The organism is Buttiauxella sp. WJP83 (assembly GCF_027594725.1).
Classification (GTDB): Bacteria; Pseudomonadota; Gammaproteobacteria; order Enterobacterales; family Enterobacteriaceae; genus Buttiauxella; species Buttiauxella selenatireducens.
Map to the genome: position 1 here is coordinate 1,076,873 of NZ_CP110080.1, position 18,234 is coordinate 1,095,106.

Annotated in this window: 10 protein-coding genes, 2 tRNA genes and 3 rRNA genes; 9 read left to right on the forward strand and 6 right to left on the reverse strand. The window is 49.6% G+C overall.

What is annotated here, in order from left to right:
- Window positions 1–69 precede the first annotated feature (69 nt).
- The 8 genes from rluD to rrf all read left to right on the forward strand — a co-directional run bounded on the left by rluD (window position 70) and on the right by rrf (window position 10,164).
- The gene (rluD, locus tag OH773_RS05005; RefSeq protein ID WP_270143581.1) at window positions 70–1,050 is read left to right on the forward strand and encodes a 23S rRNA pseudouridine(1911/1915/1917) synthase RluD; all 981 of its coding nucleotides are present in this window, start codon (window positions 70–72) and stop codon (window positions 1,048–1,050) included.
- On the forward strand, window positions 1,047–1,778 hold the full coding sequence (gene yfiH / locus OH773_RS05010; protein ID WP_270143584.1) for a purine nucleoside phosphorylase YfiH: 732 nt from the start codon (window positions 1,047–1,049) through the stop codon (window positions 1,776–1,778). The genes rluD and yfiH overlap by 4 nt, the downstream gene beginning before the upstream one ends.
- 130 nt (window positions 1,779–1,908) lie before the next feature.
- Entirely contained in the window at window positions 1,909–4,482 is a 2,574-nt protein-coding gene (clpB, locus tag OH773_RS05015) for an ATP-dependent chaperone ClpB (protein ID WP_270143586.1), read from the forward strand.
- Between the two features lie 472 nt (window positions 4,483–4,954).
- A 16S ribosomal RNA gene (locus tag OH773_RS05020) occupies window positions 4,955–6,488 on the forward strand.
- A 68-nt stretch (window positions 6,489–6,556) separates the two neighbouring features.
- A tRNA-Ile gene (locus OH773_RS05025) sits at window positions 6,557–6,633 on the forward strand.
- A 114-nt stretch (window positions 6,634–6,747) separates the two neighbouring features.
- Window positions 6,748–6,823: transfer RNA gene (locus tag OH773_RS05030), tRNA-Ala, on the forward strand.
- 206 nt (window positions 6,824–7,029) lie between these two features.
- Window positions 7,030–9,938 (forward strand): 23S ribosomal RNA (locus OH773_RS05035).
- A gap of 110 nt (window positions 9,939–10,048) precedes the next feature.
- Window positions 10,049–10,164, forward strand: a 5S ribosomal RNA gene (rrf, locus tag OH773_RS05040).
- The 16S, 23S and 5S rRNA genes sit together here with 2 tRNA genes alongside, the layout of an rRNA operon.
- Window positions 10,165–10,257: 93 nt before the next feature.
- On the opposite strand, the gene OH773_RS05045 is transcribed toward rrf, so the two are convergent.
- The 5 genes from OH773_RS05045 to trxC all read right to left on the reverse strand — a co-directional run bounded on the left by OH773_RS05045 (window position 10,258) and on the right by trxC (window position 15,998).
- Window positions 10,258–10,581, reverse strand: a complete 324-nt coding sequence (locus OH773_RS05045; RefSeq protein WP_442865651.1) for a YfiM family lipoprotein — start codon at window positions 10,579–10,581, stop codon at window positions 10,258–10,260.
- Between the two features lie 59 nt (window positions 10,582–10,640).
- Window positions 10,641–11,996, reverse strand: a complete 1,356-nt coding sequence (gene pssA, locus OH773_RS05050) for a CDP-diacylglycerol--serine O-phosphatidyltransferase (protein WP_270143589.1) — start codon at window positions 11,994–11,996, stop codon at window positions 10,641–10,643.
- 114 nt (window positions 11,997–12,110) lie between these two features.
- Window positions 12,111–14,771: a bifunctional acetate--CoA ligase family protein/GNAT family N-acetyltransferase gene (locus tag OH773_RS05055; protein ID WP_270143591.1), complete on the reverse strand. Its 2,661-nt coding sequence runs from the start codon at window positions 14,769–14,771 to the stop codon at window positions 12,111–12,113.
- 32 nt (window positions 14,772–14,803) lie between these two features.
- The gene (locus tag OH773_RS05060) at window positions 14,804–15,505 is read right to left on the reverse strand and encodes a tRNA-uridine aminocarboxypropyltransferase (protein WP_270143593.1); all 702 of its coding nucleotides are present in this window, start codon (window positions 15,503–15,505) and stop codon (window positions 14,804–14,806) included.
- A gap of 73 nt (window positions 15,506–15,578) precedes the next feature.
- Window positions 15,579–15,998 carry a thioredoxin TrxC gene (gene trxC / locus OH773_RS05065; protein ID WP_270143595.1) on the reverse strand — a complete coding sequence of 140 codons (420 nt, stop codon included), beginning with the start codon at window positions 15,996–15,998 and terminating at the stop codon, window positions 15,579–15,581.
- A 211-nt stretch (window positions 15,999–16,209) separates the two neighbouring features.
- Here trxC and OH773_RS05070 point away from each other — a divergent pair, with 211 nt between their 5' ends.
- Window positions 16,210–17,271 carry a tRNA/rRNA methyltransferase gene (locus OH773_RS05070; RefSeq protein WP_270143597.1) on the forward strand — a complete coding sequence of 354 codons (1,062 nt, stop codon included), beginning with the start codon at window positions 16,210–16,212 and terminating at the stop codon, window positions 17,269–17,271.
- A gap of 57 nt (window positions 17,272–17,328) precedes the next feature.
- Here the strand turns inward: OH773_RS05070 and ung are convergent, their stop codons facing one another.
- Entirely contained in the window at window positions 17,329–18,009 is a 681-nt protein-coding gene (ung, locus tag OH773_RS05075) for a uracil-DNA glycosylase (RefSeq protein WP_270143599.1), read from the reverse strand.
- Window positions 18,010–18,234 lie beyond the last annotated feature (225 nt).

Below are 18,234 nucleotides of genomic sequence, written 5' to 3' on the forward strand. Positions count from 1 at the left end.
ACCAGCTACAATAGCACACTATATTAAACGGCATTGCCGTAAAACCCAACGTTAACGAAGAAGCTGTCTATGGCACAACTAGTACAACTCAACGCAACAGTATCCGAATCTCAACTCGGTCAACGCTTAGATCAAGCTTTGGCCGAATTGTTCCCGGATTATTCACGTTCGCGTATAAAAGAATGGATTCTTGATCAGCGCGTGCTGGTCAATGGCAAAATCAGCGACAAACCGAAAGAAAAAGTATTGGGTGGAGAAAGCGTCACTATCAATGCTGAAATCGAAGAGGATGTGCGCTGGGAACCACAAGATATCCCGCTCAATATTGTCTATGAAGATGACGATATTCTGGTGATCAACAAACCGCGTGATTTCGTTGTGCATCCTGGTGCGGGTAACCCTGATGGGACCGTACTAAATGCACTGCTGCATTATTATCCGCCGATTGCCGATGTACCACGTGCTGGCATCGTGCATCGTCTGGATAAAGACACGACAGGCTTGATGGTCGTGGCGAAAACCGTTCCTGCGCAAACTCACCTTGTTGAGGCATTGCAGTTACGTGAAATCACGCGTGAATATGAAGCCGTTGCAATCGGTCATATGACTGCCGGTGGCACAGTGGAAGAGCCAATTAGCCGCCATCCGACCAAGCGTACTCACATGTCTGTACATCCGATGGGTAAACCAGCGGTCACGCATTATCGAATCATGGAGCACTTCCGTGTGCACACGCGTTTGCGTTTGCGTCTGGAAACGGGCCGTACGCACCAGATTCGTGTTCATATGGCGCATATTACTCATCCATTAGTTGGCGATCAGCTGTACGGTGGCCGTCCTCGCCCACCTAAAGGTGCGTCAGAAGAGTTTGTAAATGTACTGCGCAAGTTTGACCGTCAGGCTCTACATGCAACGATGCTTCGCCTTCATCATCCAATCAGCGGTATGTTGATGGAATGGCATGCGCCAATTCCTCAGGATATGGTTGAGTTGATTGAAGCGTTGCGTGTTGATACAGAACTCCATAAGGATCAACTGGACTGGCTATGAGCAAATTGATCGTCCCGCATTGGCCACTTCCTAAAGGCGTTGCCGCTTGCAGTTCGACACGTATTGGCGGCGTTAGTCAGCCGCCTTACGACTCGCTGAATCTTGGGGCTCACTGCGGTGATAACCTGGGTGATGTCGAAGAAAACCGCCGCTTGTTCTACGCTGCTGCCAAATTGCCTTCGAAACCTGTTTGGTTAGAGCAAGTGCATGGTACAGATGTGCTAAGACTTACCGGTGAACCGTATCTGTCAAAACGTGCAGATGCTTCTTATAGTTCGACGCCGGGTACGGTTTGCGCGGTAATGACAGCAGATTGTCTGCCAGTGCTATTCTGTAATAAGGCAGGCACCGAAGTTGCGGCTGCTCATGCAGGATGGCGTGGCTTGTGCGAAGGCGTGATTGAAGAAACCGTAGCCTGTTTTAAAGACGCGCCAGAAAACATTATGGCGTGGCTTGGCCCGGCTATCGGTCCTGAAGCGTTTGAAGTTGGCCCTGAAGTGCGCGAAGCATTCATGGCTAAAGATATACAAGCTGAAAGCGCTTTTCGCCCTTCGGGGGAAAAATACATTGCTGATATCTTTACCCTGGCTCGCCAGCGTTTGTCTGCCGTTGGGATCAACCATGTCTATGGTGGTGACCGTTGTACTTACAGCGAAGCGGGTGATTTTTTCTCATATCGACGCGACCGAACCACAGGCCGTATGGCAAGTTTCATTTGGCTGATATAACCTATTGAATCAAGACGATCCAGTGCGGGTAACTAAAGCTTCAAATATTTCAGGTCATTAACCTTGAATAATTGAGGGATGACCTCATTTAATCTCCAGTAGCAAATTTGACCTGTATATGGGAGGAGTTATGCGTCTGGATCGTCTTACTAATAAATTCCAGCTTGCTCTCGCCGATGCCCAATCCTTAGCTCTCGGGCACGACAATCAATTTATCGAACCCCTTCACTTGATGAGCGCACTGCTCAATCAGGAAGGCGGATCTGTGCGTCCTTTACTGACTTCAGCTGGCGTAAATGCTGGCAAGTTGCGTACCGATATTGAGCAAGCTTTAAGCCGTTTACCACAAGTTGAAGGCACTGGCGGTGACGTCCAGCCTTCGCAGGATTTAGTCCGGGTATTGAACCTGTGTGACAAACTGGCACAAAAACGAAATGACAACTTCATTTCGTCAGAGTTATTTGTTCTGGCAGCACTTGAATCACGCGGAACATTAACTGATGTACTGAAATCAGCGGGTGCTACCACGGCAAATGTGACCGCAGCAATTGAGCAAATGCGTGGAGGCGAAAACGTGAATGACCAGGGTGCCGAAGACCAACGTCAGGCATTGAAAAAATATACTGTTGATCTGACCGAACGTGCGGAGCAGGGCAAGCTCGATCCCGTTATCGGTCGTGATGAAGAAATTCGTCGCACTATCCAGGTTTTGCAGCGCCGTACTAAAAATAACCCGGTACTCATTGGTGAACCAGGGGTGGGTAAAACCGCCATTGTTGAAGGCCTGGCCCAGCGCATTATTAATGGCGAAGTCCCTGAAGGTTTGAAAGGGCGCCGAGTATTATCGCTGGATATGGGGTCACTGGTAGCGGGTGCAAAGTATCGTGGTGAATTTGAAGAGCGCCTTAAAGGTGTGCTCAATGACCTTTCTAAACAGGAAGGGAATGTCATTCTATTTATAGATGAATTGCACACGATGGTTGGAGCGGGTAAAGCCGATGGTGCAATGGACGCGGGCAATATGCTCAAACCTGCGTTGGCGCGAGGTGAGCTGCATTGTGTAGGGGCGACCACGCTGGATGAATATCGTCAATATATAGAAAAGGACGCAGCACTTGAGCGTCGTTTCCAAAAAGTATTTGTTGCCGAGCCTTCAGTGGAAGACACCATTGCTATTTTGCGTGGGCTGAAAGAACGGTACGAATTGCACCACCATGTGCAAATCACTGACCCGGCAATCGTTGCAGCAGCAACGTTGTCGCATCGTTATATTGCCGACCGTCAGTTGCCGGACAAAGCCATCGACTTGATTGACGAGGCAGCTTCCAGCATTCGTATGCAGATTGACTCGAAGCCAGAAGAACTTGACCGTCTGGACCGTCGAATCATCCAGCTCAAACTGGAACAGCAGGCATTGAAGAAAGAGTCTGACGAAGCCAGCCAAAAACGCCTCAGTATGCTGGAAGAAGAGTTAGGTCAGAAAGAGCGGGAATATTCAGTACTGGAAGAAGAGTGGAAAGCTGAGAAAGCTTCACTTTCTGGTACACAAACTATCAAAGCTGAGTTGGAACAGGCAAAAATTGCGATTGAACAGGCTCGCCGTGTTGGGGACCTGGCGCGTATGTCTGAGCTGCAATACGGGAAAATACCTGAACTCGAGAAGCAGCTTGCGGCTGCAACTCAAAGTGAAGGTAAAACAATGCGTCTGCTGCGTAACAAGGTCACTGACGCAGAGATTGCGGAAGTCCTGGCACGCTGGACGGGGATACCTGTGGCTCGCATGCTCGAAGGTGAGCGCGATAAACTTCTACGTATGGAACAACAACTTCATACCCGTGTAATTGGGCAGAATGAAGCAGTAGAGGCCGTATCGAACGCTATCCGTCGTAGCCGAGCAGGATTGGCCGACCCGAATCGCCCAATTGGTTCCTTCTTGTTCCTTGGGCCAACGGGTGTGGGTAAAACTGAACTGTGTAAAGCGCTGGCAAACTTTATGTTTGATAGCGATGACGCCATGGTGCGCATCGATATGTCTGAGTTTATGGAAAAACACTCGGTCTCGCGTCTGGTCGGTGCGCCTCCTGGATATGTGGGTTACGAAGAGGGGGGCTATCTGACAGAAGCCGTTCGCCGTCGTCCTTATTCAGTCATTCTTTTGGATGAAGTTGAGAAGGCTCACCCAGACGTATTTAACATTTTATTGCAAGTGTTGGATGATGGGCGACTGACTGATGGGCAGGGGAGAACAGTCGATTTTCGTAATACGGTTGTGATCATGACATCTAACCTCGGTTCTGATTTGATTCAGGAGCGTTTCGGCAAGTTGGATTATGGTCATATGAAGGACATTGTTCTCGGTGTCGTTAGCCAGAACTTCCGTCCAGAGTTCGTTAACCGTATAGATGAAGTCGTAGTGTTCCATCCTTTGGGTGAAAAACACATCGCTTCTATTGCGCAGATTCAGTTGCAGCGTTTGTATAAACGTCTTGAAGACCGTGGCTATGAAGTCACTATCTCTGAAGAGGCGTTGAAACTGCTTAGCGCGAATGGTTACGACCCGGTTTATGGTGCAAGACCTTTGAAACGCGCTATTCAGCAGCAAATTGAGAACCCACTTGCCCAGCAAATCCTTTCCGGTGAGCTGATTCCTGGGAAAGCAGTGCATTTAGAAGTAAAAGATGACCATATCGTGGCAGTGCAGTAAATCACAAAAAAGATAAAACGAGCCCTTCGGGGCTCGTTTTTGTTTAAAAACCAGGCGATATTATGCTTTGTGATAGTGGTTTGCCTGGAAAGTGAGCGAACGGTGATTTTTTTGCATTTTGGTACTTGCCAGCTTCCAGAAAATCCCTATACTGCGCCTCCACTGACACGGCACAACGGCTTACAAACCGGCCCGTCAGTCAGACGAAAAGCGAAAATAAACGCTTGACTCTGAAAGAGGAAAGCGTAATATACGCCACCTCGAGTTAGCAAGCGAAAGCGCGTAACTCACTGCTCTTTAACAATTTATCAGACAATCTGTGTGGGCACTCGCAGGATTGATATCTCAGATACCTTCGGGTATCAAAAAATATCAAGTCTTGAAGAGTGACCAAGCAGTAATTCATTTAGTTGAATTATTACGAAAGTTAATTTTTGAGCACCGCTTCACGAGTTGAAGCAAATCAAGCTTTTAATTGAAGAGTTTGATCATGGCTCAGATTGAACGCTGGCGGCAGGCCTAACACATGCAAGTCGAGCGGTAGCACAGGGAGCTTGCTCCTGGGTGACGAGCGGCGGACGGGTGAGTAATGTCTGGGAAACTGCCTGATGGAGGGGGATAACTACTGGAAACGGTAGCTAATACCGCATAACGTCTTCGGACCAAAGTGGGGGACCTTCGGGCCTCATGCCATCAGATGTGCCCAGATGGGATTAGCTAGTAGGTGAGGTAATGGCTCACCTAGGCGACGATCCCTAGCTGGTCTGAGAGGATGACCAGCCACACTGGAACTGAGACACGGTCCAGACTCCTACGGGAGGCAGCAGTGGGGAATATTGCACAATGGGCGCAAGCCTGATGCAGCCATGCCGCGTGTATGAAGAAGGCCTTCGGGTTGTAAAGTACTTTCAGCGAGGAGGAAGGCGCCAAGGTTAATAACCTTGGCGATTGACGTTACTCGCAGAAGAAGCACCGGCTAACTCCGTGCCAGCAGCCGCGGTAATACGGAGGGTGCAAGCGTTAATCGGAATTACTGGGCGTAAAGCGCACGCAGGCGGTTTGTCAAGTCGGATGTGAAATCCCCGGGCTCAACCTGGGAACTGCATTCGAAACTGGCAAGCTAGAGTCTTGTAGAGGGGGGTAGAATTCCAGGTGTAGCGGTGAAATGCGTAGAGATCTGGAGGAATACCGGTGGCGAAGGCGGCCCCCTGGACAAAGACTGACGCTCAGGTGCGAAAGCGTGGGGAGCAAACAGGATTAGATACCCTGGTAGTCCACGCCGTAAACGATGTCGACTTGGAGGTTGTTCCCTTGAGGAGTGGCTTCCGGAGCTAACGCGTGAAGTTGACCGCCTGGGGAGTACGGTCGCAAGATTAAAACTCAAAGGAATTGACGGGGACCCGCACAAGCGGTGGATGATGTGGATTAATTCGATGCAACGCGAAAAACCTTACCTACCCTTGACATGGTCGGAATCCTGCTGAGAGGCGGGAGTGCCTTCGAGAACCGGCGCACAGGTGCTGCATGGCTGTCGTCAGCTCGTGTCGTGAGATGTTGGGTTAAGTCCCGCAACGAGCGCAACCCTTGTCCTTAGTTGCTACGCAAGAGCACTCTAAGGAGACTGCCGGTGACAAACCGGAGGAAGGTGGGGATGACGTCAAGTCCTCATGGCCCTTATGGGTAGGGCTTCACACGTGCTACAATGGCGCATACAAAGAGAAGCGACCTCGCGAGAGCAAGCGGACCTCATAAAGTGCGTCGTAGTCCGGATCGGAGTCTGCAACTCGACTCCGTGAAGTCGGAATCGCTAGTAATCGTAGATCAGAATGCTACGGTGAATACGTTCCCGGGCCTTGTACACACCGCCCGTCACACCATGGGAGTGGGTTGCAAAAGAAGTAGGTAGCTTAACCTTCGGGAGGGCGCTTACCACTTTGTGATTCATGACTGGGGTGAAGTCGTAACAAGGTAACCGTAGGGGAACCTGCGGTTGGATCACCTCCTTACCTAATAGATACAACCCGCGTAGTGCTCACACAGATTGTCTGATAGAAAACGAGCAGTAAAACCTTATAGGCTTGTAGCTCAGGTGGTTAGAGCGCACCCCTGATAAGGGTGAGGTCGGTGGTTCAAGTCCACTCAGGCCTACCAAATTCTTTGCTATCCTGCGTTACAACACCACTCACATACTTAAGTATGCTTCGTGGTGCTGCGCCTTGACTAGCTAAGAATTAAAGGTAAATCAAAAGGTTTTACGAAATCGATGGGGCTATAGCTCAGCTGGGAGAGCGCCTGCCTTGCACGCAGGAGGTCAGCGGTTCGATCCCGCTTAGCTCCACCATTATTTCATGCTCGCTCAATACTTCTAAGTGTACTGTTTAACAGTGTGCTGAGAAGTATTTGCTCTTTAAAAATCTGGAACAAGCTGAAAATTGAAACGACACACTGTTTCCTTTCTCCGTAATAAGAAAGGATGTATCGGTGTGTTCGAGTCTCTCAAATTTTCGCAACCTCGATTGTGTCTCACGAGACATCTTCGGGTTGTGAGGTTAAGCGACTAAGCGTACACGGTGGATGCCCTGGCAGTCAGAGGCGATGAAGGACGTGCTAATCTGCGATAAGCGTCGGTAAGGTGATATGAACCGTTATAACCGACGATTTCCGAATGGGGAAACCCAGTGCAATTCGTTGCACTATCGTTAAGTGAATACATAGCTTAACGAAGCGAACCGGGGGAAACTGAAACATCTAAGTACCCCGAGGAAAAGAAATCAACCGAGATTCCCCCAGTAGCGGCGAGCGAACGGGGAGCAGCCCAGAGTCTGAATCAGTTTGTGCATTAGTGGAAGCGTCTGGAAAGTCGCAGGGTACAGGGTGATACTCCCGTACACAAAAATGCACTTGCTGTGAACTCGAAGAGTAGGGCGGGACACGTGGTATCCTGTCTGAATATGGGGGGACCATCCTCCAAGGCTAAATACTCCTGACTGACCGATAGTGAACCAGTACCGTGAGGGAAAGGCGAAAAGAACCCCGGCGAGGGGAGTGAAACAGAACCTGAAACCGTGTACGTACAAGCAGTGGGAGCCTCTTTTATGGGGTGACTGCGTACCTTTTGTATAATGGGTCAGCGACTTATATTCTGTAGCAAGGTTAACCGTATAGGGGAGCCGCAGGGAAACCGAGTCTTAACTGGGCGTTAAGTTGCAGGGTATAGACCCGAAACCCGGTGATCTAGCCATGGGCAGGTTGAAGGTTGGGTAACACTAACTGGAGGACCGAACCGACTAATGTTGAAAAATTAGCGGATGACTTGTGGCTGGGGGTGAAAGGCCAATCAAACCGGGAGATAGCTGGTTCTCCCCGAAAGCTATTTAGGTAGCGCCTCGTGAACTCATCTTCGGGGGTAGAGCACTGTTTCGGCTAGGGGGCCATCCCGGCTTACCAACCCGATGCAAACTACGAATACCGAAGAATGTTATCACGGGAGACACACGGCGGGTGCTAACGTCCGTCGTGAAGAGGGAAACAACCCAGACCGCCAGCTAAGGTCCCAAAGTCATGGTTAAGTGGGAAACGATGTGGGAAGGCACAGACAGCCAGGATGTTGGCTTAGAAGCAGCCATCATTTAAAGAAAGCGTAATAGCTCACTGGTCGAGTCGGCCTGCGCGGAAGATGTAACGGGGCTAAACCATGCACCGAAGCTGCGGCAGCGACGCTTATGCGTTGTTGGGTAGGGGAGCGTTCTGTAAGCCGTTGAAGCTGGACTGTGAGGTCTGGTGGAGGTATCAGAAGTGCGAATGCTGACATAAGTAACGATAAAGCGGGTGAAAAGCCCGCTCGCCGGAAGACCAAGGGTTCCTGTCCAACGTTAATCGGGGCAGGGTGAGTCGACCCCTAAGGCGAGGCCGAAAGGCGTAGTCGATGGGAAACAGGTTAATATTCCTGTACTCGGTGTTACTGCGAAGGGGGGACGGAGAAGGCTATGTTAGCCGGGCGACGGTTGTCCCGGTTTAAGCATGTAGGCGGAGAGTTTAGGTAAATCCGGACTCTTGTTAACGCTGAGGTGTGATGACGAGGCACTACGGTGCTGAAGTAACAAATGCCCTGCTTCCAGGAAAAGCCTCTAAGCATCAGGTAACATCAAATCGTACCCCAAACCGACACAGGTGGTCAGGTAGAGAATACCAAGGCGCTTGAGAGAACTCGGGTGAAGGAACTAGGCAAAATGGTGCCGTAACTTCGGGAGAAGGCACGCTGTCGGTAGGTGAAGTCCCTCGCGGATGGAGCTGAAGGCAGTCGAAGATACCAGCTGGCTGCAACTGTTTATTAAAAACACAGCACTGTGCAAACACGAAAGTGGACGTATACGGTGTGACGCCTGCCCGGTGCCGGAAGGTTAATTGATGGGGTTATCCGTAAGGAGAAGCTCTTGATCGAAGCCCCGGTAAACGGCGGCCGTAACTATAACGGTCCTAAGGTAGCGAAATTCCTTGTCGGGTAAGTTCCGACCTGCACGAATGGCGTAATGATGGCCAGGCTGTCTCCACCCGAGACTCAGTGAAATTGAAATCGCTGTGAAGATGCAGTGTACCCGCGGCAAGACGGAAAGACCCCGTGAACCTTTACTATAGCTTGACACTGAACATTGAGCCTTGATGTGTAGGATAGGTGGGAGGCTTTGAAGCGTGGACGCCAGTCTGCGTGGAGCCAACCTTGAAATACCACCCTTTAATGTTTGATGTTCTAACGTAGACCCGTGATCCGGGTTGCGGACAGTGTCTGGTGGGTAGTTTGACTGGGGCGGTCTCCTCCTAAAGCGTAACGGAGGAGCACGAAGGTTAGCTAATCACGGTCGGACATCGTGAGGTTAGTGCAAAGGCATAAGCTAGCTTGACTGCGAGAGTGACGGCTCGAGCAGGTGCGAAAGCAGGTCTTAGTGATCCGGTGGTTCTGAATGGAAGGGCCATCGCTCAACGGATAAAAGGTACTCCGGGGATAACAGGCTGATACCGCCCAAGAGTTCATATCGACGGCGGTGTTTGGCACCTCGATGTCGGCTCATCACATCCTGGGGCTGAAGTAGGTCCCAAGGGTATGGCTGTTCGCCATTTAAAGTGGTACGCGAGCTGGGTTTAGAACGTCGTGAGACAGTTCGGTCCCTATCTGCCGTGGGCGCTGGAGAATTGAGGGGGGCTGCTCCTAGTACGAGAGGACCGGAGTGGACGCATCACTGGTGTTCGGGTTGTCATGCCAATGGCATTGCCCGGTAGCTAAATGCGGAAAAGATAAGCGCTGAAAGCATCTAAGCGCGAAACTTGCCCCGAGATGAATTCTCCCTGAGACCTTGAGTCTCCTGAAGGAACGTTGAAGACTACGACGTTGATAGGCTGGGTGTGTAAGCGTAGCGATACGTTGAGCTAACCAGTACTAATGATCCGTGAGGCTTAACCTTACAACACCGAAGGTGTTTTGGTTGAGAGACAGACAATTTTCAGCTTAATTCCAAGATTTTAAGTCGATGGTTACAGGTGAAACTGTGACGGTTGATGAAAACAGAATATGCCTGGCGGCAGTAGCGCGGTGGTCCCACCTGACCCCATGCCGAACTCAGAAGTGAAACGCCGTAGCGCCGATGGTAGTGTGGGGTCTCCCCATGCGAGAGTAGGGAACTGCCAGGCTCCAAATAAGTGGAAAGCCCTGTACTGACGTACAGGGCTTTTTGCTGTCTGCGATTTGATATGAGCAACATTTAGCACAAATGGAATCAAACTCTAATATCTGGCGAGTTGCCAGAGAGCGTAGCCGGTGGCGGCACCGGCTACATCCCATGTGAAATCTTTCCAGCTCCATCCACTTCCAGTTGTTCGGCTATCCCAGAGTTCTTTCGTCGCTCCAAGACTGACAGAAAATAAGAAACCAAAATTTGCACTGCGAGTATCTCTCCATCCTTGATGTTGGCCATACTCATTACCTGCAGCAGATAAAATTGCTGATGCCATGAAGTGCTGCGCTTTATCTTGGCCATGCCATTGGTCTTGAGCCATATGGCTGCAACCGCTGAGAATTAATATTGAGGGAAGTAAAAGACGCAGCATTCATGATCCTCTGGCTACAAAAAAGCCCTGCTTGCAGGGCTTTTCAGTATAGCGATGAACTACAGAATACGACTTATCAAACGATCGATGCGGATACGACGAAGTCGGCGAATAAGCTTACGCACTTTATCAGGGTAATCTGCGATGCTCTGTAAATCATGATAGTGTTGAACTACCGTTGTGTGAGTACGGATCAAGCCTAACTCGTGGTTACGCTGAACTGCCAGTTCTTGTTTAGGATCATGAATAAGAAGCGCATTCTCCAGATCCAGTCGCCATGCTCTCGGATTAAGGTTATTGCCTGTCAACAACATCCATTCATCATCAATCCACATCCCTTTGAGGTGGTAGCTGTTATCGTCATCTTTCCACAGACGTACAACCAACTGGCCGCTGTCAACGTAGTATTGTAAGCGGCTCAGGAATCGGCGAAGATTAATTTCATAGAGATAAGGTAACGCACCAATTATTTTAAACGGTTGATCTTCTGGAATATAAAAGTCATTCGCTGTTTTATCACCGACGATAATCTCAACTTCTTTCCCTTCGCGTAACAGTTGGATAATACTGCGCACCAGCACCGCTGGCAGGTTGAAATAAGGCGTGCAGATAACCAGTTTACGCTCGGTACACGGCATTAAATGATAGATAGTTTTATTCAACAGACTGCTTTTGCCCAGGCCTACTAGCGGCGTAACGGCTAGTTGCTCGTTATCAGCATTACCCTGGAAATGGAAACTGGCATCGCGTAACTCCTGACGGAATAGGCGAATGTCGTTTTTGATTTCTGGGCTTTTTGGCCTGTGTTGTCTGTCTAATCGATGTACCGCGCGGCCACGAACCAGATTGTCTTGCATCCAGTTATACATGATGTCGGAAAGCTGAGGGTTGCAAATAACCTGATAACGATCGTAACGATATTTATCCTGCTGATGCAGGTAAACATCATTAATACTCGCGCCGCTATAAATCACGCAATCATCAACTATGAAACCTTTGAAATGCAGCACGCCCAATGCTTCACGCGTATTTACTGGTACGCCATAGACCGGGATATCTATGCCGGAATACTCCTCGGTCATACGATGATACCAGTCGGCATTGGTGTTAGTAGCAGCTGCACCAATACGGCCTCGTTGAGCACGATGCCAGTCAACCAGAATGGTTACTTCAATCTCCGGACGCAGTTGTTTTGCCTGATATAGAGCATGAAGCACTGCTTTACCGGCATCATCCTGCTCAAGATACAGTGCGACGATACAGATGCGGCGAGTTGCACTGGCAATTTTTTGCAGCAGAGCTTCACGGAAATCCGCTGGGGAGAAAAGGGTCTTTACATCATCAACTGACTGAGAAAGCTTCGGCAATTGGGCAAGGTGTTGTTGATGTTTATTACGTTTAAATTTAGACAACATCACAGTGCGTATCTTCTCTATTCATTGGATGGCCTTCTGCAAAATCCAGACGTCAGAACTTGCTGATAATACCACTACTGACCCGTAAAGTGAGTAAGTTTTCCAGTACCTTACTCACGAATCTATGCTTTTTATCAATGGAAGAGTGAGGCTTACGATGCCATCTTCTAATTGTATATCGACATTAAATCCAAGCTTTCGAGCTAAAGACACCATACCGCGGTTATTTGGCATAGTAATACCATTCAACCTTTGCAGGCCATGATCGCCGGTGTAACTAATCAGCTTTTCCAACAAACGCCGCCCGAGCCCGAGTCCTTTCAAATCGGAACGAACCAACACGGCAAACTCGGCATCAATATTGTCTGGATCTGAGATTGCGCGTGTGACACCAATTATCTCCTGTGATCCGTTTTGTTCACGGACAGCCACAAAAGCCATTTCTCGATCGTAGTCGATCTGGGTCATATTGGCTAAATCTTCGTGGGTAAATTCGTTGATCTCACTGAAATATCGATAGTAAAGATCCTCTTTGGTGACCAGTGAAATAAACTGCTGTAACAACGGTTCATCTTCCGGGAGGATAGGACGGAACAAGCATCGCTCACCATTCCGGAGAATGATATTTTCTTCCAGTTGATAGGGGTAAGGGCGTATTGCAAGGCGGCTTTCCGGATCGCCCTCAAACTTATCGAGCTGTAAAGTGACGTCCAGCAGCGTGAACTCATTACCCGAAGCCAGAAGGGGATGAATATCGAGGCGGTGAATTTCCGGACAATCTACGATTAAGTTTGAAACCTGAACCAGGATCTGACTAATACCGGGAATATCCAACGGACGTAATGCGCTGCGCCCACGAATCTTACCGCTTTTGATTGCCTGAATAACCAGGTAGCGGGCGAGATTCATATTGAGCGGCGGCAAAGCCACGACAGCCTGCTGGTCTGGTCGCCATTCAACACCACCTTCGCCTAACATAATGAGTGGGCCAAATACCGGATCGTGTTCAACGACGATTCGGAGTTCCTGAGCACCTGCACGGTTAGCCATGCTTTGTACTAGCAATCCATGAATCCGTGCTTGTGGCCACGCCATTTTCACGCGATCTATAATCGCATCAGCAGCTTGCTGAACCTCCGTGGCGGTTCTCAAATACAACATAACCCCTTGAACTTCAGACTTATGTGGAATATCCGGGGATCGTAATTTCAGCGCGACGGGATAGCCGATTTGTTCGGCAATATGCACGGCTTCCGCACTATCGCCCGCAATCCAGGTTGGAAGTGTATTCAGCCCATACGCCTGCAAAATAGGGCGTACTTCATGGGTATCGAGCGACGTTGCACCATCGCTTAATGCCTGCTGGAGAAGAAGGTGAGCCTCGCTGGCATTGGCTTTCAAATTGGTGGGTAATGCCGGTGTTTCACGCAGTTGTTTCTGGTTTCGGCGATACTCCACCATGTGCATAAAGGCGGTTACTGCACCTTCAGGCGTGCGGTAAGTGGGAATACCCGCTTCGCTGAATAATCGTCTCGATTCCAGGGAAGAGAATTCGCCGCACCAGTTGGTGATTAACGTGATGTATTTGCTGCGCGGGTGCCGACGTAAAAGCTCAATTAATGCGGTGGCACTTTCGGTTCCGGGTGCTGCGGCACTCGGCGCATGAATAATCATTAATGCGTCAAAATTCTGGCAATCAAGCAGGATTTCCACTGCACGTAGATAACGCTCTGGCGTCGCATCGTCGCGTAAATCTAACGGGTTGCCACTTTCAACACTGATTGGCAAAGCACTCTTTAGCTTATTAAGAGTTTCATCACTCAGAGTCGCGAGCTTACCGTTTCGCAACCACAACTCATCTAGTGCCAGGGCGGCGGGCGCCGCGCCATTGCTAATAATCATCAAGCGTTCACCACGCAGTGGGCGCATATGGCTCAGGGTTTCTACAGCCGAAAAAAGTTCGTGAGTGTCCTGCACGCGTAACAAACCGGCACGTTGAATGGCTGCGTCCCACGCGGCATCAAGCCCGAGATGTGTTTTAAGCAGTTGCTGGGCTTTAGCACTGCGCCCGCTTTTAATCACCAGAATAGGTTTGTTACGTGAAGCACTTCGGGCAGCTGAGACAAAACGCCGTGCGTCGCTCAGGTGTTCGAGGTAAAGCAAGATGGCGCTCGTTTTTGTATCGCGAGCCAGATAATCCAGCAACTCATCAACATCAATATCGAGACTATCGCCCAGAGCGATAAACCATGAAAATCCCATTTCTCGTTGCTGCGCCCAGTCGAGAATCGTGTTGGATACTGCTGCTGATTGCGAAATAAATGCCAGTTTCCCTTTCTGAATCGGTACGGGTGAGAAACTCGCATTAAGGCCTTGCCATGGCGCAAGCAAACCAAGGCTGTTTGGCCCAAGTAGACGTATTTGCCATTGGGTGGCTGTAGCCAGTAATTCGGGGAGTTGCTCTGGTGGAGCAGAGAGAATAATGCAGGCTTTACAACCTTTCTCACCAAGTGATTGCAGTAACTCGAGGTTTCTTTTTGAGTGGGTACAAATTATTGCCAGATCGGGTGGGAAAGGAAGGCTTGCGATGTCAGGCCAGGCAAGAACACCGCATACCGCTTTATGGCTTGGTGTCACGGGCATTACCGGGCCATTGAAGCCTCCCGCCAATAGATTGCGCATCATCAGATAACCGGCACGATCTGTTTTCGCAGAAGCTCCGACAACAGCGATTGATTTGGGACGCAGTAGCGCCTCCAGCCCACGTTGACTCATTGCTCTCTCCCCTGAGAATTAACCCGGTGAGTTTAAACGCTTTCTGTCTCTTCTGCTGTGATGCTGGATTGATGATGAGGTTTACCCGCCAGATATCGCTCCCGGAACAACGTGAAATGCTCTGTCAGACCCATCGCTGCGTTTTCATCATCGGCAAGTGCGAGCAACGCGGCGGCCACTTCGGCTGTGCAGTATTGTCCATCTGCATGTGCTTCACGTAAGCGATAGGCAGAGACAATACTCAAATCCACTGAAATGACGGGCAGTTGATCCAGATAAGGGCTTTTGCGGAACATCTTACGTGCTTCAGTCCAGGTGCCGTCTAACATAATAAACAGCGGTGGTTTGCCACTTTTGGGCGGCATCGTCAGCACTTCACGCCCAGCGCTTGCATATGAAGCAGGGAATACAACCATCGCTTGATAATCAGGAGAGCTGACTAAATCGAGCAGGGCCTTTGGGGGCTCGGTACGTGACCACTGGAATGCTTCGGTATCTGGAAGAATATCTGCAATCAGTCTGCCGGTATTACTTGGCTTCATCGGTTCAGTGTCGAACATGACTAAACAGAAACGGCTGCGCGCATTTTGTGGCTGAAGGGTTTCACATAAACACTGTTTTATCGGCAGTAAGCAACGCTGACAACGGCGGATGCGGTTACCACGAGCAAGGAAAGGGCGAGTTGCACGCGCCAGGCGTTCGGCACGAAGACGTAAGACGGCGTTTTCAGTCATCAGATAAACAAGCTTAAAAACGCCATTCTAACGTAGATGAAGCGTACGGGTACAAAGAAACGTACCCGTGAACTTAGAGATTTTCGTTCAGCCAACTATCAAACGGTGCTTTCGGCATTGCTCCGTTGAGCATGTCGACCATCTCACCTTTTTTGAACACCATAATAGTGGGAATACTGCGGATGCGGAAACGTGCGCTAAGCTCTGGTTCTGCTTCAGTATTCACTTTAACAAAGCGTACTTTACCACTGCGTTCTTCCGCAACATCTTCGAAAATTGGCGCGAAGTTAACGCAAGGGCCGCACCATGGCGCCCAGAAATCCACTACCACTGGCAAGTCGTCCTGCAGCAGTTTATCCAGGGTTTTGCTGGTGGCATTAATGACATCACCATCAAAAAGATCATGACCACAACGGCCACATTTGGCACCGTCGTCAATGCGCTCATCAGGAATGCGATTAATTGCCTGGCAGGCGGCACAAACGGTATTCATAGCTAACCTCTAATAGATCTGTTGTCTGGAAATGGTGAAAAAGATAAATGATGTTTCTTATATGTTAAATATTATCAGCGATTAATTGAGTGTCAGCCAAGTGATTTATTCGATGAATATAATAGTTATTGGCTTTTGACCAAAGTTAATGGCTAACCAGTGCCACATCGGGTAATCTGCGCGCCACGCGCTCAGCCAGGTGGAGAAAAGCATGAACGACGAATTTAAAGGTAAAAGCGGCAAGGTCAAAGTGATGTATGTCCGCGGTGACGATGACAGCGAAAAACGCAGCCAAAACCCGCGTACAGGTAAAGGCGGTGGGCGTCCTGCAGCACCGTCACGGGGTGAGGGCCGTCGTGGTCCACGTCGCGATGATAAACCTGACGCAGGGCGCGAGCGGAATCGTAGTGACGATCGTGACGATCGCGGTGATAACCCGTGGAGAACGGTTTCACGGCCACCAAGAGAAGAAGTAGTTGAAGCAGGCGAGCAAATGGGTGCCAATGGCAGACCTATTGTTGACCCTGAAGTGATTCGCCGCCAACGTGCGGAAGAAACGCGTGTTTATGGTGAAAATGCTTGTCAGGCTCTTTTCCTGAGCCGTCCTGACTGCATCGTACGTGCCTGGTTTGTCCAGAGTGTGACGCCGCGTTTCAAAGAAGCATTGCGTTGGATGGCAGCAAACCGCAAAGCCTACCATGTGGTCGACGATGCTGAATTAGTTAAAGCATCTGGTACAGAACACCACGGTGGCGTGTGCTTCATCATCAAAAAACGTCGCGGTATTACTGTTCAAAGCTGGCTTTCTAAAGCCGGTGAAGAAGATTGTGTGCTGGCGCTGGAAAACGTCGCTAACCCACACAACCTCGGCGGCATTATGCGTAGCTGCGCGCACTTCGGTGTGAAAGGTTTGCTGGTGGAAGATGCAGCAATGCTGGAGTCTGGCGCTGCGGTTCGTACTGCCGAAGGCGGTGCGGAGCACGTTGAAGCCATCAGCGGTGAGACTTTCGAAGAAGGTCTGGAGCAATTCCGCAAAGCAGGTTATGCGATTGTCACCACATCAAGCCATAAAGGGACTCCGCTTTTCAAAGCTGAGCTGCCGAAGAAAATGGTTCTGGTGTTAGGTCAGGAGCGCGAAGGCGTTTCCGATGCGACCTTTGAAAATGCCGACATGAGCGTTGCCATTGATGGTACCGGTAATGTCGAAAGCCTGAACGTATCTGTCGCGACAGGTGTGTTGTTGGCTGAATGGTGGCGTCAAAACAAAGCGTAAGCTTTGAGAATGACCGACCGATATAAAAAGCCAGCGTAAGCTGGCTTTTTTGTCTCTTTACTCTGGCAGAACGGGTGTCCAGTCAATTGTGGGTTGGTTGCGTTCAGTCAGATACTGATTGGTTTTAGAGAAGTGCCCACACCCCAGAAAACCACGATGTGCCGATAAAGGCGAGGGATGAGGGGCTTGTAAAACGTGATGGCGGCTCCTGTCAATAAAACTGCCTTTCTTCTGCGCATGCGATCCCCACAGTAAAAAGACGACGCCTTCACAGTGTTCGTTAATCAGCGCAATCACCTTATCAGTGAATGTTTCCCAGCCTAATTTCGCATGTGAATGCGCATTACCCGCCTCAACAGTTAATACTGTGTTGAGTAAAAGCACGCCCTGACGCGCCCAGCTTTCGAGATAACCATGATTGGGCAGCACAAAATCAGCAATGTCGCTCTGTAACTCTTTGTACATATTTTTTAAAGAGGGTGGCACAGCAACCCCTGGCAGAACAGAGAATGCCAGCCCATGTGCTTGTCCTGGGCCGTGATAGGGGTCTTGTCCAAGGATCACGACTTTTACATCCCCAAGCTCAGTAAACCGGAAAGCGTTAAAGACATCTTTCTGCGGAGGATAAACCGTAACCCCAGCAGCACGACGCTCTGCAACGGTTGCCAGCGTATTTGTGAAATAGGGTTGTTGCTTTTCTTGTGCCAGCACATCGTGCCAGGTGAGGTGGGTAGTCATCTCGCTCTCCTGCGATTCGTAATGCGACTAGCTTAACGGCTTCTTTCTTCTAAGCAAATTAATGAGCTACAGATGAGCCTGAAACCCAAAAAAAGTTGAAAATTTACATAATTTTTAACTTCTACAGAATGCGCTAAGTTGATGTAAAACAAATAAATGATATGATAGCCACATCAGTGGTATGGGATTAATTGATTTATATCAAAGTTTGACGTGTGTTTGGCT